The sequence below is a fragment of the Butyrivibrio sp. VCB2006 genome, from assembly GCF_000420945.1.
Taxonomy (GTDB): domain Bacteria; phylum Bacillota; class Clostridia; order Lachnospirales; family Lachnospiraceae; genus Butyrivibrio.
In genome coordinates, this window is the sequence record NZ_ATVX01000013.1 from 79101 (window position 1) to 102404 (window position 23304).

General features: G+C 41.8%; 41 protein-coding genes and 2 pseudogenes. 42 read left to right on the top strand and 1 reads right to left on the bottom strand.

Annotated features, from left to right (window positions below; genetic code table 11):
* Positions 1-175: 175 nt before the first annotated feature.
* The 42 genes and pseudogenes from G613_RS0112805 (at position 176) to G613_RS0113010 (ending at position 22528) form a co-directional block, all read left to right on the top strand.
* On the top strand, positions 176-586 hold the full coding sequence (locus tag G613_RS0112805) for a peptide deformylase (RefSeq protein ID WP_029232998.1): 411 nt from the start codon (positions 176-178) through the stop codon (positions 584-586).
* Positions 587-601: 15 nt separating this feature from the next.
* Positions 602-1147, top strand: a complete 546-nt coding sequence (locus G613_RS0112810) for a prolyl-tRNA synthetase associated domain-containing protein (RefSeq protein WP_029232999.1) — start codon at positions 602-604, stop codon at positions 1145-1147.
* A 2-nt stretch (positions 1148-1149) separates the two neighbouring features.
* Positions 1150-1521: a YccF domain-containing protein gene (locus G613_RS0112815; protein WP_029233000.1), complete on the top strand. Its 372-nt coding sequence runs from the start codon at positions 1150-1152 to the stop codon at positions 1519-1521.
* Between the two features lie 19 nt (positions 1522-1540).
* Positions 1541-1918, top strand: a complete 378-nt coding sequence (locus G613_RS0112820; protein WP_029233001.1) for a zinc ribbon domain-containing protein — start codon at positions 1541-1543, stop codon at positions 1916-1918.
* Complete coding sequence (locus G613_RS0112825; protein ID WP_029233002.1) at positions 1919-2101, top strand: hypothetical protein; 183 nt, start codon at positions 1919-1921, stop codon at positions 2099-2101.
* A 25-nt stretch (positions 2102-2126) separates the two neighbouring features.
* On the top strand, positions 2127-3137 hold the full coding sequence (locus tag G613_RS18765) for an immunoglobulin-like domain-containing protein (RefSeq protein WP_029233003.1): 1011 nt from the start codon (positions 2127-2129) through the stop codon (positions 3135-3137).
* A gap of 13 nt (positions 3138-3150) precedes the next feature.
* Complete coding sequence (locus G613_RS0112835) at positions 3151-3750, top strand: DUF1349 domain-containing protein (RefSeq protein WP_029233004.1); 600 nt, start codon at positions 3151-3153, stop codon at positions 3748-3750.
* Between the two features lie 31 nt (positions 3751-3781).
* A pseudogene (locus G613_RS20140) lies at positions 3782-4390 on the top strand (DUF1284 domain-containing protein); the annotation flags it as partial.
* 27 nt (positions 4391-4417) lie between these two features.
* Entirely contained in the window at positions 4418-4720 is a 303-nt protein-coding gene (locus G613_RS20145) for a Dabb family protein (RefSeq protein WP_029233005.1), read from the top strand.
* Between the two features lies 1 nt (position 4721).
* On the top strand, positions 4722-5579 hold the full coding sequence (locus tag G613_RS0112845) for an AAA family ATPase (RefSeq protein WP_029233006.1): 858 nt from the start codon (positions 4722-4724) through the stop codon (positions 5577-5579).
* 63 nt (positions 5580-5642) lie between these two features.
* Positions 5643-5822, top strand: coding sequence for a hypothetical protein (locus G613_RS0112850; RefSeq protein WP_035774730.1), 180 nt, complete (start codon positions 5643-5645; stop codon positions 5820-5822).
* 55 nt (positions 5823-5877) lie between these two features.
* On the top strand, positions 5878-6261 hold the full coding sequence (locus G613_RS0112855) for a VOC family protein (RefSeq protein WP_029233008.1): 384 nt from the start codon (positions 5878-5880) through the stop codon (positions 6259-6261).
* Between the two features lie 21 nt (positions 6262-6282).
* Positions 6283-6696: an EamA family transporter gene (locus tag G613_RS0112860; RefSeq protein WP_029233009.1), complete on the top strand. Its 414-nt coding sequence runs from the start codon at positions 6283-6285 to the stop codon at positions 6694-6696.
* 23 nt (positions 6697-6719) lie between these two features.
* Positions 6720-7469 (top strand): MmcQ/YjbR family DNA-binding protein, encoded by a 750-nt coding sequence (locus G613_RS0112865; RefSeq protein ID WP_029233010.1) that lies wholly within the window; start codon positions 6720-6722, stop codon positions 7467-7469.
* Between the two features lie 132 nt (positions 7470-7601).
* On the top strand, positions 7602-7907 hold the full coding sequence (locus G613_RS0112870; protein ID WP_029233011.1) for a cytochrome c biogenesis protein: 306 nt from the start codon (positions 7602-7604) through the stop codon (positions 7905-7907).
* Positions 7908-8041: 134 nt separating this feature from the next.
* A complete protein-coding gene (locus tag G613_RS19925) occupies positions 8042-8203 on the top strand; it encodes a hypothetical protein (protein WP_242826146.1) in 162 nt (53 codons plus the stop codon).
* Positions 8193-8714, top strand: coding sequence for a hypothetical protein (locus tag G613_RS0112880; RefSeq protein WP_029233012.1), 522 nt, complete (start codon positions 8193-8195; stop codon positions 8712-8714). Before G613_RS19925 ends, G613_RS0112880 begins: the two co-directional genes overlap by 11 nt.
* Positions 8711-8917: a hypothetical protein gene (locus G613_RS0112885; RefSeq protein ID WP_029233013.1), complete on the top strand. Its 207-nt coding sequence runs from the start codon at positions 8711-8713 to the stop codon at positions 8915-8917. Before G613_RS0112880 ends, G613_RS0112885 begins: the two co-directional genes overlap by 4 nt.
* 181 nt (positions 8918-9098) lie before the next feature.
* Positions 9099-9686 carry an HD domain-containing protein gene (locus G613_RS0112890; protein ID WP_029233014.1) on the top strand — a complete coding sequence of 196 codons (588 nt, stop codon included), beginning with the start codon at positions 9099-9101 and terminating at the stop codon, positions 9684-9686.
* Positions 9687-9750: 64 nt separating this feature from the next.
* Positions 9751-9888: a hypothetical protein gene (locus G613_RS19570; protein ID WP_155828091.1), complete on the top strand. Its 138-nt coding sequence runs from the start codon at positions 9751-9753 to the stop codon at positions 9886-9888.
* Between the two features lie 112 nt (positions 9889-10000).
* Entirely contained in the window at positions 10001-10474 is a 474-nt protein-coding gene (locus G613_RS0112900; RefSeq protein WP_029233015.1) for a flavin reductase family protein, read from the top strand.
* 88 nt (positions 10475-10562) lie between these two features.
* Positions 10563-11042, top strand: a complete 480-nt coding sequence (locus G613_RS0112905; protein ID WP_029233016.1) for a YbaK/EbsC family protein — start codon at positions 10563-10565, stop codon at positions 11040-11042.
* Between the two features lie 3 nt (positions 11043-11045).
* Positions 11046-11558, top strand: a complete 513-nt coding sequence (locus G613_RS0112910; protein WP_029233017.1) for a nitroreductase family protein — start codon at positions 11046-11048, stop codon at positions 11556-11558.
* 125 nt (positions 11559-11683) lie between these two features.
* The gene (locus tag G613_RS0112915; protein WP_029233018.1) at positions 11684-12184 is read left to right on the top strand and encodes a hypothetical protein; all 501 of its coding nucleotides are present in this window, start codon (positions 11684-11686) and stop codon (positions 12182-12184) included.
* Between the two features lie 143 nt (positions 12185-12327).
* Complete coding sequence (locus tag G613_RS19575; protein WP_029233019.1) at positions 12328-12546, top strand: hypothetical protein; 219 nt, start codon at positions 12328-12330, stop codon at positions 12544-12546.
* Positions 12546-13361, top strand: a complete 816-nt coding sequence (locus tag G613_RS0112925) for a nitroreductase family protein (RefSeq protein WP_029233020.1) — start codon at positions 12546-12548, stop codon at positions 13359-13361. The genes G613_RS19575 and G613_RS0112925 overlap by 1 nt, the downstream gene beginning before the upstream one ends.
* 217 nt (positions 13362-13578) lie before the next feature.
* The gene (locus G613_RS0112930) at positions 13579-14100 is read left to right on the top strand and encodes a DUF4256 domain-containing protein (protein ID WP_029233021.1); all 522 of its coding nucleotides are present in this window, start codon (positions 13579-13581) and stop codon (positions 14098-14100) included.
* A 191-nt stretch (positions 14101-14291) separates the two neighbouring features.
* Positions 14292-16067 carry a methyl-accepting chemotaxis protein gene (locus G613_RS0112935; RefSeq protein ID WP_029233022.1) on the top strand — a complete coding sequence of 592 codons (1776 nt, stop codon included), beginning with the start codon at positions 14292-14294 and terminating at the stop codon, positions 16065-16067.
* Between the two features lie 166 nt (positions 16068-16233).
* The gene (locus tag G613_RS0112940; RefSeq protein WP_051151077.1) at positions 16234-17076 is read left to right on the top strand and encodes a bifunctional hydroxymethylpyrimidine kinase/phosphomethylpyrimidine kinase; all 843 of its coding nucleotides are present in this window, start codon (positions 16234-16236) and stop codon (positions 17074-17076) included.
* A gap of 1 nt (position 17077) precedes the next feature.
* Positions 17078-17605 (top strand): TIGR04002 family protein, encoded by a 528-nt coding sequence (locus G613_RS0112945; protein ID WP_029233024.1) that lies wholly within the window; start codon positions 17078-17080, stop codon positions 17603-17605.
* A gap of 12 nt (positions 17606-17617) precedes the next feature.
* On the top strand, positions 17618-18214 hold the full coding sequence (locus tag G613_RS0112950; RefSeq protein WP_029233025.1) for a TIGR04100 family radical SAM protein: 597 nt from the start codon (positions 17618-17620) through the stop codon (positions 18212-18214).
* Positions 18215-18288: 74 nt separating this feature from the next.
* Positions 18289-18510, top strand: a complete 222-nt coding sequence (locus G613_RS0112955) for a hypothetical protein (RefSeq protein ID WP_026661844.1) — start codon at positions 18289-18291, stop codon at positions 18508-18510.
* Between the two features lie 13 nt (positions 18511-18523).
* Positions 18524-18721, top strand: coding sequence for a hypothetical protein (locus G613_RS0112960; RefSeq protein ID WP_029233026.1), 198 nt, complete (start codon positions 18524-18526; stop codon positions 18719-18721).
* A gap of 89 nt (positions 18722-18810) precedes the next feature.
* A complete protein-coding gene (locus tag G613_RS18770) occupies positions 18811-19212 on the top strand; it encodes a flavodoxin family protein (RefSeq protein ID WP_029233027.1) in 402 nt (133 codons plus the stop codon).
* A 90-nt stretch (positions 19213-19302) separates the two neighbouring features.
* Positions 19303-19839, top strand: a complete 537-nt coding sequence (locus G613_RS0112970; RefSeq protein WP_029233028.1) for a flavin reductase — start codon at positions 19303-19305, stop codon at positions 19837-19839.
* Between the two features lie 28 nt (positions 19840-19867).
* Positions 19868-19996 carry a hypothetical protein gene (locus G613_RS20000; protein WP_278246505.1) on the top strand — a complete coding sequence of 43 codons (129 nt, stop codon included), beginning with the start codon at positions 19868-19870 and terminating at the stop codon, positions 19994-19996.
* A 222-nt stretch (positions 19997-20218) separates the two neighbouring features.
* The gene (locus G613_RS0112980) at positions 20219-20644 is read left to right on the top strand and encodes a DUF523 domain-containing protein (RefSeq protein WP_029233029.1); all 426 of its coding nucleotides are present in this window, start codon (positions 20219-20221) and stop codon (positions 20642-20644) included.
* Positions 20644-20745 carry a tautomerase family protein gene (locus tag G613_RS19260; RefSeq protein ID WP_081647893.1) on the top strand — a complete coding sequence of 34 codons (102 nt, stop codon included), beginning with the start codon at positions 20644-20646 and terminating at the stop codon, positions 20743-20745. Before G613_RS0112980 ends, G613_RS19260 begins: the two co-directional genes overlap by 1 nt.
* 4 nt (positions 20746-20749) lie before the next feature.
* Positions 20750-21199 carry a GNAT family N-acetyltransferase gene (locus G613_RS0112990; protein WP_029233030.1) on the top strand — a complete coding sequence of 150 codons (450 nt, stop codon included), beginning with the start codon at positions 20750-20752 and terminating at the stop codon, positions 21197-21199.
* A gap of 35 nt (positions 21200-21234) precedes the next feature.
* Positions 21235-21357, top strand: a pseudogene (locus G613_RS0112995) (TfoX/Sxy family protein); the annotation flags it as partial.
* 11 nt (positions 21358-21368) lie between these two features.
* A complete protein-coding gene (locus tag G613_RS0113000) occupies positions 21369-21974 on the top strand; it encodes an HD domain-containing protein (RefSeq protein ID WP_026654007.1) in 606 nt (201 codons plus the stop codon).
* 101 nt (positions 21975-22075) lie between these two features.
* Entirely contained in the window at positions 22076-22528 is a 453-nt protein-coding gene (locus G613_RS0113010) for a GNAT family N-acetyltransferase (protein WP_029233031.1), read from the top strand.
* Between the two features lie 52 nt (positions 22529-22580).
* Here the strand turns inward: G613_RS0113010 and tnpA are convergent, their stop codons facing one another.
* On the bottom strand, positions 22581-23066 hold the full coding sequence (gene tnpA / locus G613_RS0113015; protein ID WP_051151078.1) for an IS200/IS605 family transposase: 486 nt from the start codon (positions 23064-23066) through the stop codon (positions 22581-22583).
* Between the last annotated feature and the right edge of the window lie 238 nt (positions 23067-23304).

Consider the following 23304-nt stretch of genomic DNA (forward strand, 5'->3'; position numbering starts at 1 on the left):
GTTCAAGAAGTAATTAAGTGGTTTAAGCCGCGATTCCTACGGGGGTCGCGGCGAACTAATAAGCGCGAAAGGAAAGAGAGAAGCAAGGAGTTTACAACGATGGTGACGCGCTACACGACATGTATATTGGTGAAGTGGTTGATATTATTAAGTGATTAAGGTAAGGGGAACGAGAATGGTTAAGAAGATAGTCAGAGACCAGTTCTTTTTACAACAGAAGTCAGAGCCTGCAACAGAGGCAGACAGGCAGGTTGTAGAAGATCTTTTGGATACATTAAGAGCAAATCAGGACAGATGTGTGGGCATGGCTGCGAATATGATCGGTGTAAAGAAGCAGATTATTGTTGTGGCTATGGGACCATTCATTTTTCCTATGATCAATCCGGTTATTACAAAGAAGACCGGAGAGTATCAGACGGAAGAAAGCTGCCTTTCTCTGGATGGGGTAAGGCCCTGCACAAGATATAAAGAGATTGAGGTTGATTACCTGGATCAGGACTTCAAGCCAAAGCATGGGAAATACAGTGGTTTTACGGCTCAAATAATCTGCCATGAGTGCGATCACCTAGCCGGACGATTGATATGATGAGGGTTAAAGAAAATGGAATTGTTTGATGGAAGACCAGTAAGCTGTGAAGGCCGTTTGCCCAGAGAGGTCAAGGTATATGACTATTTGGATAAGATTGGGATAGAGTATAAACGAGTTGATCATGATCCTGCTACAACTATGGAAGCCTGTGAAGAGGTGGATAAGGTACTGGGCACATTGATGTGCAAGAATCTTTTTCTTTGTAACAGACAGAAGACCAGGTTTTATCTGCTGCTCATGCCGGGGGATAAGAAATTTAAGACAAAAGAGCTCTCGAATCAGATAAACTCAGCCAGGCTTTCTTTTGCCGAAGCAGAGGACATGCTGAAATATCTGGATATCGAGCCCGGAGCAGTAAGCGTGATGGGGCTTATGAATGATAAGAACCATGAAGTGCAGCTCCTTGTGGATGAGGAGCTTAAAACATCAGAGTTTTTTGGTTGTCATCCATGTGTATGTACATCAAGCTTGAAGATCAGGACGGCTGATATTTTTGAGAAGTTTTTGCCAGCTGTGGGGCATGAACCACAGACAGTGCATCTTGTGGGAGAGGATTGATTATGAGATTTCTTGGTAATTTGATTTGGATTTTGTGCGGAGGGCTGCTTAGTGCCCTGGGATGGTGGATTGTAGGACTTCTTTGGTGCTGCACAGTTGTAGGAATACCTGTAGGGCTCCAGTGTTTTAAGCTTTCTTCAATATCACTGAATCCTTTTGGAAAAGAGATTGTGGACGAAGGCGGAGCAGTATCTCTGCTTCTTAACATCCTTTGGATTTGTCTTTCCGGGATTGAACTTGCGATTGCAAACGCGGTGATTGGCTGCATTTTCTGCATTACTATTATCGGAATACCTTTCGGTAAGCAGTTCTTTAAGATTGCGAGAGTAGCTCTTTTACCATTTGGAGCAAAGGTTGTGAGAGTACATTACTAAGAACGGAGCGAGGAAGTAGATGTTTTTTATCATGGGAATAACAGATGGCAGGAAGGATTTTGATTTTAATCAGCTGATTACCTGCGCAATCTGTGGGAAATATGGACGCTTCAACGTGTTCATGACATATACAGTGCTGTCTCTTTTCTTTATACCGACCTTCAAGTGGAACATGCATTACTACGTGCAGACCAGCTGCTGCGGAACTGTTTATGAGCTTGATCCGGAGATTGGTAAGATGATCGCAAGAGGCGAAGAAGTGGAGATTCTGCCAAGTCATCTGACTCAGGTAAGCGGCGGAAGAGGATTCACGACCGGTTATAAGAGATGCAGACAGTGTGGATACGAGACAACAGAGGACTTTGATTTTTGTCCTAAGTGCGGAATGAGGTTCTAAATGAAGATTAAACAGATTTTTGATGGGGACTATGGCTGCGAGGAACTGCAACCAGGTCAGAAGCCAAAGGTGTCCGTTACACTTGTAGATGATGCCGGTAATGAGAAATATGTGTCAGTGGAAGATGACTGGCTTACGGAGAATAGATTAGACGTTGGCTCGGAGTGGCCAAAGGATATATGAATGCGTTAAGCGTTGGAGGAGCAGTATGAAAAGATTTTGTGTTGTTATGGTAATGCTTATGACGATTGCTGCTGTAGGATGTGGAAACAATAAAGTGGCAGATAGGACTGCTTCCAGCACAGTGAGTGAACCGGAAGCGGTTGAAACCAGCACTCTTGGTGTGCCTGCGGTGAAAGACGGAGTTTATGGCGAATGGAGCTCTTTTGCCACAGGAAGTGCTTATGAAAAGCAGATAGTTTCAGTGGGCGGACCCTATGGAGAGATGTCTGTAGTTGTTCCGGAAGGATGGACAGCGGAGATTTCTGCAGTGGATGATGGGAAGCTCACTTATGGTTTATACGGATTGATACTAAAATCAAAATCTGCAGATGCAGGGCAGATAGAGCTCTTTTGCTCAGACAGTTTTGGCGTTTGCGGAACAGGACTTTCCCAGAAAGAGATTACATTAGCGGGATATACTGCGCATGCTGGCACATATGATGATCATGAGCATTGGGATTTCATTACTTTTGGAGATGAGCGTCCGCAGATAGTTGCCCAGAGCATAGACTGCGATTCCTGGATAAGCCATATGTGGGAAGAAGCAGATACCATTTTGGATACACTTAAGTTTGATACCAGCAAGACTGAAGGCGGAATAGGACAGTACATTTCGGATTCTGAAGTTGAGGCTCTTGGGCTCATGATGAGTGTGAGTAATGTGACGGCCTTAGGATTGACAGTTCATTTCAGGCAATACGAAGATAAGAATACCGGCGAGCTGATATATGGAGAAGACTACACGCTTGAGAAGCTTGAAAGCGAGAAGTGGGAAGCTGTTCCGATGGTAATTGATAACGGTGTTTTCACTGATATCGGCTACAATATCCCTAAGAATGGGGAAGCTGAGATTGAAACTAATTGGGAATGGCTTTACGGAAATCTTGAACCTGGGACATATAAGATAACGAAGACAGTTTTGGATTCAGGAGCTAGCAGCGAAGGGGATAACTTAAATCGGTATACTATGAGCGCACAGTTTTTAATTGCCGGATGAGGGAGAATGAGATATGTTGAAATTCACTTGGACCAGAGAACCGAAGAGTTACAGCGTGACAGAGGATAAGATTACTGTGACGACATTGCCACATACAGATCTGTGGCAGAGGACGTACTATCATTTCAGGAATGATAATGCTCCTGTGTTTCAAATGGAGACAGAGGAGAAGTTCTTTTCCTTTGTGGTGAAAACAGATTTTGCTGACAGCCATCACCGCTTTGATCAGTGCGGAGTTGTGATGTACCTGGATAGTGAGAACTGGCTTAAGGGCTCAATTGAGTATGAAAACGAGGAGTTCCAGCACCTTGGATCAGTTGTTACCAACCACGGTTATTCTGACTGGGCAACTACTGAGATTCCTGCGTCAGTGAAGTCTATGTGGTATAGGCTGAGCCGCAGGGAAGATGATTACTGTATCGAGTGCTCAGATGATGGAAATAAGTGGAAACAGATGAGAGTTTGCCATATGCATGAGGGTGCTGGCAAAGTGAGATTTGGAATATATGCATGTTCGCCGGAAGACAGCTCTTTTACCGCAGAGTTTACAAAAATAGCCCTGACAGAGTGTGCGTGGAAGGCACATGATGGACAGAAGCCGGATGAGGAATAAAATGAATAAATGTTTAAGACCCCACCATGGGATGTGCTTTCAGTTTTATGAAGGCAAGGGCTACAGTGCTGATTTCACGGACCACATGGGAAGGATAATACGGGAGATGGAAACAGAGCCTTCTCAGATCATAAAGCTTCAGGTAGGGACTGATATTGTCTGTGAGAACTGCCCCAACAATGAGGCAGGAGATTGCACTACCGCTGAAAAGGTTAAAAAATATGATGAAGAAGTCCTGAAGGCTTGCGGTTTAGTAGAGGGTGATGAGATTTCTTTTGCCGAGTTTACCGAACTGGTGCGGGAGAAAATCATTGATGCCGGTATCAGAAGCGGCATTTGCGGAGACTGCAGTTGGGACTACATCTGCAGGGAAAAGGAACGGATTCTTAGAGCTGTAAGGCGCATCTTTAAAATGGAATCCATTCTTGATGAAGCTTTGAGAAGAATGGATGACGCTGAGGAAGCTCCACAAGAGTTCTTGGACTATCAGTCAGAGATAAAGAAGCTTGAAGAGTATTACTCCGGTCAGGAGTGGAAAGACGATTTTGTCCTGGATGAAGAGGGGCTTTTGCCAAAAGATCTGAAGCGCGGAGTGCTTTCTGAAGATGGCATCTATGATGCGCTTGAGCGGAACAAGGAATTGATGGAAAGGATAAGGGGAACGAGAATGGTTAAACATGTGATTTTATGGACACTTAAGGATGAACTTTCTGCAGAAGAGAAGATGACAATTAAGCAGGGGATCAAGGAAGGCCTTGAAGGATTAAAGGGCAAGGTTCCTGGAATCGTTGATATCAAGGTTAATATCAACGGCCTTGAGTCTTCCAATGCAGACCTGATGCTGGATTCTACTTTTGAGAGTGTAGAGGCACTTAAGGGATATTCAGTTCATCCTGAGCACGTAGCTGTAGCTGATTCCAAGGTAAGACCTTATACCAAGATCAGAAGCTGCCTGGATTTTGAGGTTTAAAATGAGATATATTGACTCATTTAAGTTTCCAGGAGTGGAAAATGAAGAGCAGTTTGTAAACTATATAAGAAGAACGTGCTATACCTCGTTCTATCCGTTTGGGGTGTTTGCAGAGAATGAGCTTCGAGAGCTGTCTTTTTCTGAAATAACGATTTTGTATGGAAACAATGGCTCGGGAAAGAGCACAGCCCTGAACGTTATGGCAGAGAAACTGAAAGCCGAAAGAGATACATTGTTCAACAGAAGTAGTTTCTTTGGTGATTATATCGGTATGTGTGATTTTGAGATGACACATGAAGGCAGACCTGAAGAAATCAGGATGATCACAAGTGATGATGTATTTGATTTCATGCTTAACTTAAGGGCTCTGAACGATGGCGTTGACCGGAAGAGAGAGCAGGCTTTTGATGAATGGATTGAGAATAAGCATTCAAAGTTTCAGATGAAGTCACTTGATGATTATGATCAGCTCAAGAAAGTTGTGGATGCCAGATCCAAGACACAGTCAAAGTATGTCAGAGATACGATTGGAAATAACATTATAGAGCACAGCAATGGAGAAAGTGCTCTGAAATATTTCTCCGAAAAGATTAAAGATAATGGACTTTATCTGTTGGATGAGCCTGAAAACTCACTCTCACCTCAGAGGCAGTTGGAATTGCTTGAGTTTATCCAGAATTCAGCAAGGTTCTTTGGATGCCAGTTTATAATAGCAACACATTCCCCATTTTTGTTGGCGTTAAAAGGTGCACTGATTTATGACCTTGATGAAAGGCCAGTAGATATCAAGAAGTGGACGGAGCTTGAGGGAGTAAGGACTTACTTTGAGTTTTTTGAAAAGCATAAAAACGAGTTTTGATGAGGATTTGAACATGAATGAAATGGAAATGAAAGGAGCAACTTTTAAAGAGGTTGTTAAGTGATGAAGATAAAGCAGATCTTTGATGGGGACTATGGCTGCGAAGAACTGCAGCCAGGCCAGAAGCCCAAGGTATCAGTTACACTTGTAGATGATGCTGGCAATGAGAAATATGTGTCAGTGGAAGATGACTGGCTTACAGAGAATGGATTAGACGTTGGCTCAGAGTGGCCGGAAAAATGATGGAGATGCTCAAAACTATGGGCGTGAATGGAGGGCAAACTGTGGGAGGAATGGCATGAAGATTGAGCATGTTGCAATGTATGTAAATGATCTGAAAGCAGCCAGGGATTTCTTTGTGAAATATCTTGGTGGTAAGTCAAACGATGGCTACCACAACGTGAATACAGATTTCAGGTCTTTCTTTATCTCTTTTGATGATGGAGCAAGGATCGAGCTGATGAATAAGCCTGGACTTGTTGATTCTGAAAAACAGCTTACCAGGACCGGATATATTCATATTGCCTTTTCTGTTGGTAGCAAGGAGAAGATTGATGAGCTGACTGATCGCCTTAAGAACGATGGCTTTGAAGTGGTCAGTGGCCCAAGGACTACCGGCGATGGATATTATGAGAGCTGCATCGTTGCTATTGAAGGAAATCAGATAGAGATTACAGAGTAATGTAAGCGGGGGATAAATGATATGTGGCTTTTATTTGCGGTTCTTTCAGCGGTGTTTGCAGCACTGACATCAATACTTGCCAAGGTCGGCATTGAGGGAGTTGATTCTAATCTGGCTACAGCGATAAGAACTTGCGTTGTTGTGGTGATGGCCTGGGTTATGGTGTTCATTACGAGTGCTCAGGGCGGTATAAGTTCGATCAGTAGAAAGAGCTGGATCTTTTTGATTCTGTCAGGACTTGCTACTGGTGCATCCTGGCTATGCTACTACAAAGCTCTGCAGATGGGTGAAGCTTCGAAAGTTGTGCCTATCGATAAGCTGAGTGTTGTTATTACGCTGGTGCTGGCATTTGTCTTTTTACATGAGGAGTTCACAGCAAAGTCTTTGATCGGTTGTGTGCTGATCGGAGCAGGGACGCTGATTATGGTGATTTGATGGCGGATGATAAATGAGGTTTGATGATGACTTCAATTCGTGAAGAAGTAGTTAAGTACATAGAGAAAAAATATAAAGCCTCTCCTGAGAATCTTTGGAGGAGTTATCCGGACTATGCTGTTTTCAGGCATGATGATAATCGGAAATGGTTTGCAATCATCATGGATGTTGACGCAGATAAACTTGGGCTTCCGGGAAATGAGCGAATTGACATCATTGATGTGAAGATTGATGATCTAATGCTCAGAGATATTCTTTTGCAGCAGGAGGGATATCTTTCTGGCTATCACATGAATAAGCAAAAATGGATAACCATAATGCTTGATGGAAGTGTGGACCTGCAGCAGGTTTGCAGAATGATTGATGCCAGCTTCCTGGATACGGCTTCAAAGAAGAAAAAGGACAAGTTCAGACAGCCAAAAGAATGGATAGTCCCTGCGAATCCCAAGTATTACGACATTGAGGCAGCATTTGAATCATCTGATGAGATCGATTGGAAGCAGGGAGCAGGAATCATCAAAGGCGATACGGTATTTATGTATGTTGGAGCTCCGGTATCTGCAATCCTTTACAAGTGCAAAGTTACAGAGGTTGATATTCCGTATGACTACGAGGATAAGAATCTTAAGATCAACGCGCTTATGAAGATCAAGCTTTTGAAGCACTATAAGCGTGATGCATTCACGTTTGAAAGGCTTAAATCAGAGTATGGAATCTATGCAGTGAGAGGGCCGAGAGGCATTCCTAACACTCTCAGCGCTGCTTTGAAATAAGATGGAGATTAAGATATGTGGGCTCCAGTACTAAGAGTGAGATTGAATACGCGATAGCTAACGGTAAAGAGGTCAGATATTTGGGAAAACCATAATTCATAAGCAATATAAGGACAACATCAAGGAGTGACTATGTATAAGATAGAGACTTTTATACCAAAAGGATCATTGCAGGATATCCGAAAAGCATTACTTGAAGTTGATGCAGGTCATATCGGTAACTATAGGGGATGTCTGTCTTATTTCCCTGTTACGGGAGTCTGGTTTTCAGAAGAAGGATCCAATCCTACTATAGGTCAGCAGGGAGAGTGGAGCGAAGAGCCTGAACTGAAAGTTGAGGTAAACGTAGAAGATGAAAACAAGGACAGGACCGTGGAAGCAATAAGGAAGGTGCATCCGTATGAGGAACCTGTTATAAATGCGATAAAGCTGATGTAAAGTAAACATACATTTTCATTTTTGTAGAAATTAGGGGCCATTATTTTGCTGCTATTTGCCTATATTCCTCGCCGTGGCTGTACTATCATTTATCATGTAAGGAGCGTGTCCTTACAGAAGGAGAATGAGATTGTATGAAAAACAGGAAGTTATTGGCAGTTGTAGCTTTAGTTGGAGGTGCAGCGTGGGTATTTATAGCATTAACCAGCTGGAAGCCGATATTTACTTGTATGGCAGCTCCATTACTCTATTTAGCATATTACCTTTTTATGAAGAGCGAGAAAGATGAGCAGTAATGTGAACTATTCAAGAAGACTTGAAAATATGGATCTTCTTGACGGTAATAAGATGGACATTTCGGATGTGTCCGCAGAATTCAGGAAGGACTGCATAAAGCTACTACGTAGTTATGTGGTTCTTTTCTTGGTTTCTATGATTCCCTTTGTGTGCGTGCTAATACTCAGAGAGGATGTTTTTGCTGATGTATCAATTACATTACAAACAGTATTATTGATGGCCATATTTTCAGGAATGGTCATATTTTATGCTCATGGGATAGTGGGCTTATGGAAAGCAATAGATAAAAATGCCTTTAGAGGAATCCGTGGAACATGTGACAACGTGGTTAAGAATTTTACAAGGTATGGTTGTTACCATGTTTATCACTGCACTACAGAGTCTGGTGAGCAGGGCATTGCTTCTGTGAAAGGGATACGTCAGAGGGCATCTGTTGGTGATGAAATAGTCTATATCAGGATTGTAGATCATGACCTGATATATATTGATAAGAGGTGTGATGAAAGATGAAATGCATTCATTGTGATACTGAAATGATTACTGCAAATATGGAAACAGAAATCCCATCAGGATCAGTATTCTTTCTATGGAATAAAAAGAAGGGAATCTCGAATCCTATGAGGAAATCTCCGGTTACAGTCTATGTCTGCCCTGAATGTGGATACATAGAGCTTAGGGCTGATAAGCCAAAAATCCTTATCATAGAAAAATAATAGATCCATGCTGTGATAAGGAATAAATGGTGAGAAGTATCCCCTTTGGAGAGTGGTGCTTGGCAGGGGCGATACATCTTTTGGTGTAACAGGGTATATGGTGGTCAAAAATCACTGTATGCCTTTCTTTATGCGATAAAACAAGCTATAGTTTTAGTATGTGTTTGATGGAGGAACGGAAATGGACGAGAGACTAAAGAAACAGCTTGATTTTGCATTAGAAGTCGATAAGGAAAAGAATATTTTCAGACAGACACATCTTTCCGGTCATGGCAGAAATGAGAATGACGCAGAGCATGCCTGGCACATGGCTCTTATGGCTTATCTTTTAAAAGAGTATTCTAATGAACCCGTGGACATTGCAAAAGTCATGCTTATGTGCATGATTCATGATGTGGTGGAAATCGATGCCGGAGATACTTATGCCTATGATGCGGAAGGCCTCAAGACTCAGAAAGAGCGTGAAGATAAGGCAAAAGAAAGAATCTTTTCTCTTTTACCTGATGACCAAAAGGCGGAGCTGATATCTCTTTTTGATGAGTTTGAAACATATGAAACACCTGAGTCAAAGTATGCTCATGCCATGGATAATCTTCAGCCACTGCTTCTCAACAACAGCAATGGAGGCTCGGATTGGAAGGAGCATGGCGTTACTATTGATCAGGTCTATGGTAGGCAGAGCAAGACAAGACTTGGTTCTGAGAAACTGTACCAGGAAGTTACTGATAAGCTGATCCAGGAGCATATCAGAAAGGGCAACATCAAGTGACAATGAAGACTATCGTTTATTATTCCAAGCACCATCTTTGTTATCAATGTCGGAGGCTATATCGGTGACAGTACCAGGAGTGAGATTGAGTATGCTTTGGCGCATGACTGTCTGTGAAGACTATTACTATGCGCATATGCTTAATATAGATGGAAAGCTTGAAGCAGCAAAAGAATTCGGGAAAAGTATGATTGAGAAATAGGAAGAAGAGGCCTGCGAAATGCTATCCTACAGTAGTTAAGAAGAGATTTCTGGAAAAGCAGGTTATGTATTTTGGAGACTAAGTTTTTAAGTGAGCAAAGGAGTGAGAAACGATGGAATTAACAACAGATATTTTCAGTCAGTTTGATAAGAAGTGGGCGCTACTCACAGCTGGAGACAAAGATAAGTTCAATACGATGACTATCAGTTGGGGCGGCCTTGGAACATTGTGGGGGAAGCCTATAGCTACAACATATGTAAGGACATCCAGGTATACTCACGAGTTCATGGATAATAACGAATATTTCACAATCAGCTTTTATCCTGAAGAGTATAAGAGTACTCTTGGAGTGCTTGGTTCAAAGTCTGGAAGGAATATCGATAAGATGCATTCATCAGGACTCACTGCTAAAGAGGTTAATGGAACCATGACTTTTGAAGAGGCAGAAGTTACGCTTGTTTGCCGAAAGCTCTTTTGCCAGAGGCTTGATCCTAAGAACATGAATCCAGATATTGCTAAGCAGTTCTATGAAGGTGATGCTGAGCACGACATGTATATTGGAGAAGTTGTGGACATCATCAGTTGATTATAGGCTATGTTTATTGCTGACAATAAACAAAACGTATTGGAAAGATGCGGCGTTTCTGTTTATCATTTAAGATGAGGTGATTAGGATGATAAACGCTAAGGTAAAAAAATTTTTGGATATAAAAGGGTTTGGAGACAGGCTGACAGAGCATTCCGAGACGATAGATACTGTTGAGCATGCGGCACAGCAGATTGGATGCACAGAGCCCGAGATTGCCAAGACGCTGTCATTTATAGTCGAGGAGAAGCCGGTTATTGTTGTGATGGCTGGCGATGGTAAAGTAAACAGCTCCAAGTTCAAATCTGTTTTCCATACAAAGCCCCATATGATACCAAGGGACCAGGTGGAAGATATAACTGGATTTCAGCCAGGCGGAGTGTGCCCGTTTGCAGTTCCTGCGGGGATTCCTATATGGCTTGATGTTTCAATGAAGAGATTTGAATATGTACACCCGGCTGGAGGAAATGAGTTTACATCGGTCAAGATAACTCCCGGTGAGCTTGAAGAGATTACTGAAACTCAGGGCTGGTGTGATGTTTGCAAAGGATGGGAAGAGGAGGAATAAAAGTTGGAATTTAAAGACGTAGTAAAGAACCGCTATTCATGTAAGAAATACAGTGAGAGAAAGGTTGACAGAGCAAGACTTAATGAGATCCTTGAAGCAGGTCGTCTTTCACCTACAGCCAAGAATCTTCAGGAGCAGCGCATCTATGTCGTTGAGTCAGAAGAGAACTTGGCCAAGATTGATAAGGCAACTCCTTGTCGCTATGGCGCTCCAACAGTACTCGTTGTAGCTTTTGATAAGAATAATGTATTCACATACCCAGGTGGCAAAAGAGATTCTGGTATTGAAGATGCTTCTATTGTAGCAACACATCTGATGCTTGCTGCAGCAAACGAAGGAGTGGACAGCTGCTGGCTCAATTTCTTTGACCCGGACGTACTTGCAAGGGACCTCGGACTTCCAGAGAACGAGGAAATCCTGATGCTTCTAGATCTTGGTTATGCTGCAGAAGGAGCGGGGCCACTTGATAATCACAACAGCAGAAAAGAACAGTCAGAGACAGTAAGTTATATTTAAACCATAAACGTAGAAGATGAAAACAAGGACAGGACCGTGGAAGCAATAAGGAAGGTGCATCCGTATGAGGAACCTGTTATAAATGCGATAAAGCTGATGCAAAGTAAGGAGGCTGAGGGCTGAGCATGAAAAAAATAATATTGGTTGCACTGCTAATGATAGCAGTAGGAACTGTGGGATGTGGAGCAAAGACGGATAAAGATGTGACAATAATTGGCGGTGCGGATGGACCGACTTCTATTTTTCTTGCATCAAAGAATGGAGAAGACAAGATTACTGAAGATCTTGATCTTTCCATTCCGGGAACCTGGCAGACTGCATCAATAGGATATGTGGATGGCGACGATATGCAGCCTGAGTATTATGTGCAGTTTACAGAGACTGAGGTAAATTATGGTCACATGAAGGATGGAGTTTTTTCCGTGGACCATTCTGATAAGATCAGCGAATTTGAGAAAACTGCTAAGGGTGAATACAAAGTGAAGGCAGAGTCTGCTAATGGAGTTCAGTATACATATCAGACTGCTGAAGGTGATGCTGATGTACTTGAGTATTTTGAGACCTGGAATGAGGATGATTTCTCAGAAATGTATAGAGGCGGAGCATCATTAAGCAGAACTAATTGATGAATTAAAATATTAGAGTAACGCTTTCTGTTATTCTGTTGATGTATCTTGTAATTGTACTGGTCAAAAAATCTCTTGCAAACAGATAAATATGTGATACAATCATATTGCACAAAATGCAATATGTTTTTTGAGGTATCACAATGAATAATTTATCAGAGAGACAAAAGAGACTGAGCATAGTTCTAAAGCTTGTTGTAATAGTATCTGCCCTGGTAGGCACATTCTTGAGTGCCTATGCCGGAAGGCTTTCTTTCATGGGTGGATCCAGAGTCTTTATGTATTTCACAATTCAATCAAACATCGCCATTGCGATCATATGCGGTATAGGCCTTTGTTTGCTAAGGAAAGGAGGCTATTGATGAGCAATTTTTTAGAACTGGTAAAGAGTAGGAGAAGTGTCAGGACTTTTGACGGGAGAATGCCAGAGAACTCAGTGATAGATGAACTTAAGACTTTTTCTGAAGGTATCAACAATCCTTATGGTATTCCTGTCAGGTTTGTGTTCCTTGATGCAGCTGAACATGGGCTTTCAAGTCCGGTGCTTTCGGGAGAAAAGCAGTATGTAAGTGCTTGTGTTTCAAAGGGAAAAGATGCAGATGTGGCTTATGGATATTCGTTTGAGGCACTTCTCATGAAGGCTCATGAGATGGGGCTTGGTACTGTCTGGATTGGCGGTACTATGCCAAGGGAAAAATTCGAGAAGGCTTCCTGTCTTGCTGACGATGAGGTAATGCCATGCGTCAGTCCTCTTGGGTATATATCCAAAAAGATGTCAGTAAAAGAGACGCTCATGAGAAAGGGAGTTAAAGCTGACATCCGTTTGGATTTTGAGGAACTGTTCTTTTCGGAAAGTTTTGAGACTTCGTTAACTAAAGGAAAAGCCATGGAAGCAGGGCTCTTTGATGCATTGGAAAGTGTAAGGCTTGCTCCTTCAGCTGTAAATAAGCAGCCCTGGCGAGTGGTTATGGATCAGAATGCAGCTCATTTCTTTGTAAAACATGATAAGGGATTTACAACGCCTGACTATGATCTGCAGAGAATTGATGTGGGGATTGCACTCTATCATTTTGAACGCGAGTTGATTGAAGAGGGAAGGAATCCCAGACTGGAAACAAATACACCCTCAATAGCATTACCGCAACAAATGGATTATGTTGCCTCTTACAGATGGTGAGCGTAATCGGAATATTATAAATATAGGCCAGTACCCTCCTACATGGAGAGCACTAGCTTTATCAATGCAAACTTTATCTATATATATTCATATGTTTATCGGTATTTTATAAGATTCTGATATAATTACTGTGCGGCTCTATATCAATTTGAAATACTATATCAACTTACTCAGACCAACAGAAAGGTAAACAAATCGGAGATTGGAGGGGGAAACTATGTTAGAAATATTAAAAGCGAGGTTTCAGGATAATAAGAATCTTCATATGGAACTGAGTTGGCTTGACGTGGAGAAACGTTTGCTTGAGCATCAGGGCTCCATGGATGTTTTGAGAAGGATGGAGGAGAGCGGCGGAGAACCGGATACCATCGGCTATGACGAAAAGACGGGAAAGCTAATTTTCTGCGACTGCGCAAAGGAGTCCCCTTCTGGGCGCAGAAGCCTGTGCTATGACGAAAAGGCATTACAGGGGCGTGCTAAAAACCCGCCGTCAGGCAGCGCCGAATGGAAAGCAAAAGAAATCGGCATTTTGATCATGACGGAGGAACTCTATCGCCGACTGCAAAGTCTCGGGGAATTTGATTTGAAAACGTCAAGTTGGATCACTACGCCGGATGATATTCGCGACAAGGGCGGTGCATTGTTCTGCGAACGACGTTACGGAAGGGTTTTCACATTCCATAACGGGGCGGATTCGTACTATTCCGTGCGCGGGTTCAGAGGTTATACGCTTATATAAATTCAGGTTTGTCGACCTAAAATATTGAACGTTACATAGCAGTTATCTCAATCGAGATAGCTGCTTTTTTGGTTGTTTTTATGCATTTTTTATATAATTTTATTAAAAAAAATATTAAACGTAAAACAATGCGTTATTTATCTGTATAATGTATATAGGTGGATGTTTATTATATTGAAAGGAGTGTCGCTATGTCAATGACAACTGAAAACAAGAAGAATAAGGTCAGTTTTTTCAAATCTATTCCGGTTCAGATTTTGTTCTTTAATATTCTGATGTTGCTGGTATTTAACATAGTAAGCTACATTGTTAACGATGGAATATCAGCCATGTCTGACAGTGCTCAGGGTATAATTGCCGGAGTAACCGAGCTGGTTCATAAAGAGGGAACAGTTAAGGAAGATCTGGCCAGGATTGACGGAACGATCCAGAGCGCACTGGGGCTATGGGCATATTACACTGATGCTGATAAAGAGAGAATCGGAAGCGAGCTTAAATCCTACGAGAGCGAAGTGACCACTCTTGTAAAAGAAATCGGCGATGAGTTTAATATGTATGGCAATCCAAACGCAACGACACAGCTTGATGCTTCGGCAAAGGCTCTTATTGCGAACGTTGATGAAGTGTTCAATATCATGATGACAACCGGCGATGGACGTGTTGCCTCGGAGATACTTACCGGAGATTATATGACTAACATGGAAGGTGTCAAAGCAGGCATGACAACCCTTGATGAATCGGTGGATTCACTTCAGGGTAATGTTTTAAATTATATGGCACAGTCAAAAAGTAAGATAACTGTCATGAATGTAACAGGAATGGTTGTGTTTATCGTGTGCCTTCTTTTGAACCTCTATGTTTCATTTGTTCTTATCACCAAAGTTATTGTTAAGATTTCCGACTCTGTTCAGGAAATTATAAATGATATCAACGCCGGAAAGGGTGACCTTACAGCAAGAGTAAATGTTAAGACCGGAAATGAGCTTGTATTTATAAGAGACGGCATAAATGATTTTATTGAAACCCTGCAGGGCGTAATGAAAGATGTTAAGAGCGGAACACTCATTCTTACAGATTCCGCAGACAAGATGACCTCACAGATTGCTTTGGCTAACGACAACATCACCAACACATCAGCGGCGCTTGAGGAGCTTTCAGCCAGCATGGACAATGTGTCAACTACAGCTTCTCACATTAAGGAGCAGCTCAATGATGTAAGAGATGCGGTGGAGAGCATCAATGATGAGGTTGCTTCAGGAAAAGAGCGTGCAGGCGAGATCCAGAAGGAAGCTGATACCATTAAGAATGAGGCTATGCAGAAGAAGGAGAATACAGGTGCCAGAGTTGAGGCACTCAGCAAGACCCTTGATGAGTCAGTAAAGGAAAGTGAGCAGGTTAATCAGATCGGAGAACTTACCAAGGTTATCCTCGATATAGCTTCCCAGACAAACCTTCTTGCACTTAACGCCAGCATTGAGGCTGCAAGAGCAGGAGAAGCCGGCAAGGGCTTTGCGGTAGTTGCGCAGGAGATCAGTGCACTTGCCGATAACAGCAGACAGACAGCCGGAAATATTCAGACTATAAGTGAGAATGTGACAAAGGCTGTTCAGGAGCTTTCGAATAATGCCATCGAGGTTGTAGATTTTATCAACAATACTGTTATTGCCGATTATGAAGCCTTTGTTGAGACAGGAGAGAAATACGAGAGTACAGCAGAGATAATGAATGAAATTCTTGAAGGCTTTACTGAGAAGGCAGACTCTCTTGATAACACAATGCACAGCATGGCAGACTCAATTCTTACAATCACCGATTCCGTTGAAGAGTCCACACAGGCCATCAGCCTTTCAGCTTCCAACTCTACGGAGATTGTGGGAGAAATTCAAGAAATCGGAGAGGCCATGGATAATAACAATCAGGTTACGAACAAACTTAGCGACAGTACAAAGAAGTTTATAAACGTATAATACTATTTGATAGTTTTTTTAATAAAAATAGTACACCAAGTGGTGTACTATTTTTTTGTTCCGAAATCTGGTATTATAAAAATCTTTGATTCTGAATATTTATATATCATCAGATATAAAGTAAAGTATCCATTAAATAATTTAGATGTTGGGAGAGACAGATATCATGAGGGTTGCAGCAATCAATGATTTGTCAGGCTTTGGAAAATGTTCGCTTATGGCGGACATAGGTGTGTTATCAGCCATGGGGATTGAGGTTTGTCCGGTGCCAACAGCTGTGTTGTCGGCTCAGACAGGTTTTCCGGATTTTCACTTACTTGATACCTCAACTCTAATAGATAGGTGCAAAGAGGACTGGCTCAAGATGGGAGTTAGGTTTGACAGCATCATCACAGGGTATATTCCACAGGAAAGAGACGCGGATGACATAATTTTTTTTGTTAAGGCGTTCAAAAAAGATGGAACAAGCCTTTTGGTGGATCCAGTTATGGGAGATGGCGGAAGATTCTACTCAAACTATTCAGATGAGATGCTTAGAAAGATTAAGCTCTTGGCCGCTACGGCAGAGATTATTACGCCAAACCTGACGGAGCTTTGTATCCTTGCAGGCTTTGAGGCAGGTAAGGCAAAAGAGCTTGAGGCTATCGAAGATCAGGATCAGATGATCCGTAAAATCGAGGCAATTGCTGAAAATGTCAGAACGAGCAAGGCTCAGAACATTGTAGTGACCGGCATTCACAAAGGTGACCATGAGCTGTGCAACCTTGTTGTGAGCGGAGATGGTAATGAGGTAGTAGAGTGCAAGACCAATGGCAAGTGCTACTCGGGGACAGGAGATCTTTTTGCGGCAACGCTTCTAGGCTATATATTAAAGGGCAAAAACACTATAGATGCAGTGAAACTTACTACAGAGTTCATTAGTAGCGCAATTGAGGCTACAGGTGATAAAGACAGGAATTACGGAGTTGATTTTGAAAAGGTTTTAGGATACTTAAGCGGAGGAGACTGACATGAACAAGACATTCAAAGACTCAAAAGTAAGACTGATAACCATGACAGGGCTCATGGCGGCAATGACAACTATCTTTACAGCCTACATTTTCCACATTCCAGTTGGAACAAATGGCGGCTACATTCACTTTGGCGACTCTATCATTTATCTTGCAGCGGCTATGCTTCCAATGCCATACGCAATGCTGGTTGGAGCCCTAGGCGGTGGAATAGCAGATCTTTTGACTGCTCCCATGTGGATGATCCCTACAGTTATCATCAAGATGCTGATAGTGATCCCTTTCTCAAGCCGCAGAAATACTATTATGAGCAAAAGAAATCTGATAGCGCCTATCATCTCTTTCTTTATTTCAGCAACTGGATACTATATCGCGGAGGCAATCCTCTTTGGAACCAAAACAGCTATAATTTCAGCCTTTTCGGGAAGCTTTATTCAGTCTGGTGGAAGTGCACTTTTCTTTTACCTTGCTGCAGCTGCCTTTGACGGGGCAGGAGTTAAAAGAAATCTATTCCAATTTGAAGGTTAAGGAGACGGGAACATGGCAGACATCTTGTACACATACAAAAATTCAGTTTACGCAAACATAACAAATAAGTGCAATTGCAGTTGTACCTTCTGCATTCGCTCGCTTAAAGACGGCGTTGGAAGTGCAGATACTCTGTGGCATCAGCAAAATCCAACAACTGATGAGGTTCTTAATGCTATCAGAAATTATGATTTTGAGGGCTTTGACGAACTTGTCTTTTGCGGCTATGGTGAGCCTACCTGCGCGTTGGAGACTCTTTTAGCAGTGGCCAAGGTTGCCAAGGAGGAAAAGAACTTAAGAACAAGGCTCAACACTAACGGACTTGGCAATGAGGAAAACGGCAGGAACATCGTTCCAGAGATAGCCAAGGTCATTGATGCAGTGTCTATCAGCCTTAACGCTCCTGATAGTCAGAAGTATTCAGAAGTTACCCGTCCAAAGTATGAGGGGGCTTTTGATAAAATGGTGGATTTTGCCATAAAGTGCAAGGAAGAAATCAAAGACGTAAAGTGGTCTATAGTAGATGTGCTTCCAGAGGAGGACATTGAGAAATGCAAGGCCCTTTCTGAAAGCACAGGAATAAAGCTCCGTATTCGTCATTTCACATGAAATGAGCCCTAGGGACGGAGGCAATGTCATTTAGATAGCAAAAATCTTGATAAATGCTACTGGGAGGATGAGTGATGAAGTCTATCCTTATCAAAGATACAACTAAAGAAGAACGGGAACAGATAGTGAAGAACTCTCTTGACTGCGGTGGTGGCTGTGAAAATTGCTCTTCATGCTGGCTTGGGGGTGGAAGTCCCTGGGACATATACCAGGATTACATTGACGGTAAAAAGGAAATTCGAGAGATAAACATGGAGTATATGGAAAAATATCGCCAAGACCGGCAGATACACTGAGGAGATTATTGTTATGGCAGGTGAACCTGAGATAGGAAATTCCACTTTGGAAGAGCGCAGAGCATATATAAAAGAAAGATATCCATGCATTTCTGACTGTGACATGTGCGGACTTTGTAAGGTGTTTCGCGGAAAAGATGCAGAAACAGCATATAAAGATTACATAGATGGCAACAAGAGTTTTCTTGAAGTGTCTGCGTATTACAAATAAATAATGATATATTTGACCTCTTGAAATTAATGATACATATGATACAATCATATTGCGCAAAATATATAATTTCAAAGAGGTTTTTTGTTATGGATATAGCAGTAAGATACTGTTCTAAGACTAAATTTGGGAATACAAGGAGAATTGCAGAGGCAATAGGTGATGGGATTGGTGTAAAGGCAGTCAGTATAGCTGATGAACCAAAGCTCAAGGAAAAAGTAGATATTCTTTTTCTTGGTGGAGCTCCATATGCAAATATCATGGCTCCCGAGCTTAAAGAATATGCGGAAGAGCTTGATTCTAAGATGGTTTCAAAGGTAGTCCTTTTTACAACTTCAAACTGGTCAAGAAGAACAGTTCTGGCGCTTAAGAAGATGCTTAAGGGGAAAGGGATAACTGTCTGTGAAGACTATTTCTATGCGCATATGCTTAATATAGATGGAAAGCTTGAAGCAGCAAAAGAATTCGGGAAAAAGATGATTGAGAAATAGGAAGAAGAATGCTCTGATGGAACCTTTGGAGTTCCGGAGAGTGTGTTTAGGATCAAGAAGCTATTGTTTTGAATTATGGAGGGTACGAAAATGAAGGAAAAAATCAATGTAACTGATTACGCCAACATTATTACAAAGGCACTTCCCAAGGGAATCCTATTAAATACATTTGCAGATGACAGGTTTAATTCAATGGTAATCGGCTGGGGACATCTTGGAACCCTGTGGAATAAGCCAACCTTTCATGTGTATGTCCGTCAGGGAAGATTTACCAAGGGACAGCTTGATAAGGCTGGCGAATTCACAATCAGCGTTCCACTTGAAAATCCGGATCCTCAGATAAACAAGATCTGCGGATGGCAGTCAGGTTTTAATATCGACAAAGTAAAAGAGGCAGGACTTGAGCTGGTGGATGCTGATACCATCAAGACTCCTGGTGTTAAGCAGTATCCTCTGACTATCGAGTGCAAAGTCCTGTATGCGCAGGATCAGGACCTTTCAAAGATTCCTGAAGATATAAGAGAAAAGACATATCCTCAGGATGTGGACGGGACTTATCCCATGGCTAACAGAGATTTCCATACCATGTATGTTGGCGAGATAGTTGATGCATATATCATCAAATAAAGAAGTTGGCAGATAGGCAGGAGGGAAAATGTTAAAGGTATATGAAAGTGAGATGTGTCCGGATTGCATAGAGTGTAAGTACAATCTGGACAGAAACAACATAGAATACTCCGTTTCTCAGGAGATTTCTATGCTTCTTATGATAAGGTTGGAATGATAGTCGTTATAGCAGTAATGGCTGTGACAGCCATAGGATGCTTTGTAAGAGACAGACTTGAATTGGTCTAAACATAAATGAATTCGAGAGCCATCTGGCGGATAAAATACCGTCAGGTGGCTTTTTTTCTTTTATAAAAACAGATATAGTAGAAGATAAGTATTTTGAAAAAATAGCCAATTTTGGACTAGAGTCAGACAATATGAGTCTTGGAGCTAACAGATGAAAATAATGGTCAGTGCCTGCTTGTTGGGGCAGAATTGCAAATATAATGGTGGCAACAATTACAGTGAAAAAGTTGCGGAGTACATAAAAGGGCATGAGGTCATCCCTGTATGCCCTGAAGTGGAAGGTGGCCTTCCGGTACCAAGGATCCCATGCGAAATAGTAAATGGCATAGTAACTAATAAGCAGGGAGAAAGCAAAGATAAAGAATTCAGATCCGGTGCTGAGAAATGTCTTCAAAAAGCCATTGCAGAAAAAGTAGATCTGGTGATTCTCCAGTCAAGGAGCCCTTCCTGTGGGGTGAAGCAGGTATATGATGGTAGTTTTAGCGGTAAACTTATTGAAGGCAAGGGTATCTTTGCAAAACTCTTGGCTAAAAATGGTATTAAAACTATAGATTTGAGTGAATTGTTGGAGGGATAATGCCACACGTTGAAATAAAGTGTTTTACAGGAAGAACTGAAGAGCAGAAAAAAGAATGTGCTGAAAGAGTTTCAGCACAGAAAACAATGCAAGAGGCATAAGAACATGAGTCTACAATTTGTAAAAGCAAGCACTTCTGATGCTTTGACACTAAATGGAATATCTAAAAGAGCTTTTGACAGCGATGTTCAGGTCGGAGCACCTTCAGCAGGTGGACCTCCTGGATATATGTCTGTGCCTTATCATACCAAGATGGCCAGATCAAATCATTTGTACAAGTTAACCGATGATGGATTGATTGTTGGCGGAGCTATTCTGTTTCCTGATAAAGACAAGCTGAACGTCGGAAGGATATTTGTAAGTCCAGAGCATTTCCGTAAAGGCTATGGAATCTACATGATGCAGGAAATTGAGGCGATGTTTTCAGATGCAAAGGAATTCACGTTGGATACGCCCATTTGGAATGTCAGAACAAATGCATTTTATTCTAAGCTTGGGTATACAGAAGCAAGACGTGATAACGAGTTTATTTATTATTTTAAGAAACATGAGTGAAAGAGGTAAGTATGGCATCAACTAAAGAGTATCTGGAGCTTCCTTATGAAGGAGCAAAAGATATGCTGCTTGTGGATGATGTTGATAATAAGGAGTTTCTGAAAGAGCTTTTTGAAGCAATGTATGATGAACTTCCGGCTCCAAAGAAAAAGAAGTGAGGAGGAACTGTATGATCACAAGGGATGAGGCATTTGAACTTTTAAAGAAATATAACAAGGATCCATTTCATATCCAGCATTCATTGACAGTTGAGGCTGTTATGAAGTGGTATGCAAATGAACTGGGATACTCTGATGAAGCAGAGTACTGGGGGATTGTAGGTCTTTTGCATGATATAGACTTTGAACTGTATCCAGAAGAGCACTGCCTGAAGGCTCCTGAACTCCTAAGAGAAGGTGGTGTCAGTGACGACATTATTCACTCTGTATGCTCGCATGGCTATGGAATAACTGTTGGATGCGGGACAACTATAGATGTGGAACCCATTCACGAAATGGAGAAAGTTCTTTTTGCAGCAGATGAGCTTACCGGACTTATCTGGGCAGCGGCGCTCATGAGACCGTCCAAGAGCACCAAGGATATGGAACTTAAGTCTCTCAAGAAAAAGTACAAGAGCAAGGGCTTTGCCGCAGGCTGCTCCAGAGAAGTAATTGAGCGAGGCGCGCAGCAGCTTGGCTGGGAACTTGATAAGCTGCTTACCATGACTCTTCAGGCTATGGCAGCAAGCGAAGATCTGATAAACGAAGAATTTGAGGAATACTCATGTGGAAGATAAAGCAGATTTTTGATGGAGACTTTGGCTGCGAGGAGCTCGCACCCGGAGAAAGGCCAACTTTAACTTTCAGTTGTGCGCCCTAACTCGTTAAGGGGGATAAAGTGGATATCATATATAAGAAACTTACGGAAAATGAATTAGATACATTTATTCAAATGAGGATTAACCAACTTCGAGAAGAAGGTGCGACTGAAGACATAGATTTAGTCCCAAATCTGAAGGATTATTACAAAAGACATATGTCAGATGGAACATTTGTCTCATGGCTGGCAATGGATGGTGATGAGATTATAGGTACAAGCGGAATGTCTTTTGTCGAAAAGCCTCCGTATTTTGGATGTCCTTCTGGAAGAATAGGTTTACTTTCCAGTATGTTTACTAACCCGAATTACAGGAGAAAAGGTATAGCCAAGGAATTGCTTTCAAGAGTAGTAAATGAAGCTAATGAATATGGTTGTGGTACTGTTCAGATTACTGCCTCAGATATGGGAGTAAAGCTATATACCGATTTTGGATTTAAGCATAACGGGAACTTTATGTATTATAAATTATAAATATCGTGCGAGAAAACCCCTTCCGATGAAGTCGGTTGTGGGATGAATCGCGCTAGCTTTTCTTTTTGTACTTCCCCGTCTTAATGTATTTGCGTTTGTGTTCCTCTGTTCGCTGATCTTCAATATATTTCTTAACAGTATCAAGAGAAACACTTCCGGTAGTGGCACAGAAGTAACTTGCACTCCAGAAGGGTGAATCTCCCCATAGGTATTTCTCAACGTGTGTTCTATATGTATTTCTCACTTCTTTGGACAGCTGTGATTTTAACGAGTTGATGAGTTTTACAGGTGCAACATCAGGTGGCATGGAGATCAGCAGATGCATGTGATCGACATCTGTCTCTGCTGAAATGAGTTCGCTGTTCATGCGTCCACAGAGGTAAGCGGCGTAATTCTTCATGAAATCACCAATCTCATCTGTGATCACTTTCTTTCTGTACTTGGTTACAAAGATCACATGATAAGTAAGTTTGTATACGGAATGTGAGCCTCTTCTGTACTCGCTCAGGATATCTGATTCCAGCATCGATTTCTGCATAAATTTACTCCTTATCCAAAAAGAACATATGTTTGTACTTTTCTGAAAAGTGTGCTATAATACTAACTATAGAATACTATCAAGGAATTTACAACCGTGTACAGAACAAGGCAATACAGGATAAACCAAAACCACATACTCTATGACTATTGCAGGGATATCTGCAGATCATCAGCCGTTCTGTACAACAGGGCAAATTTCATCTTAAGGCAGTATTCGTCTGCAGTAGATTCAATGG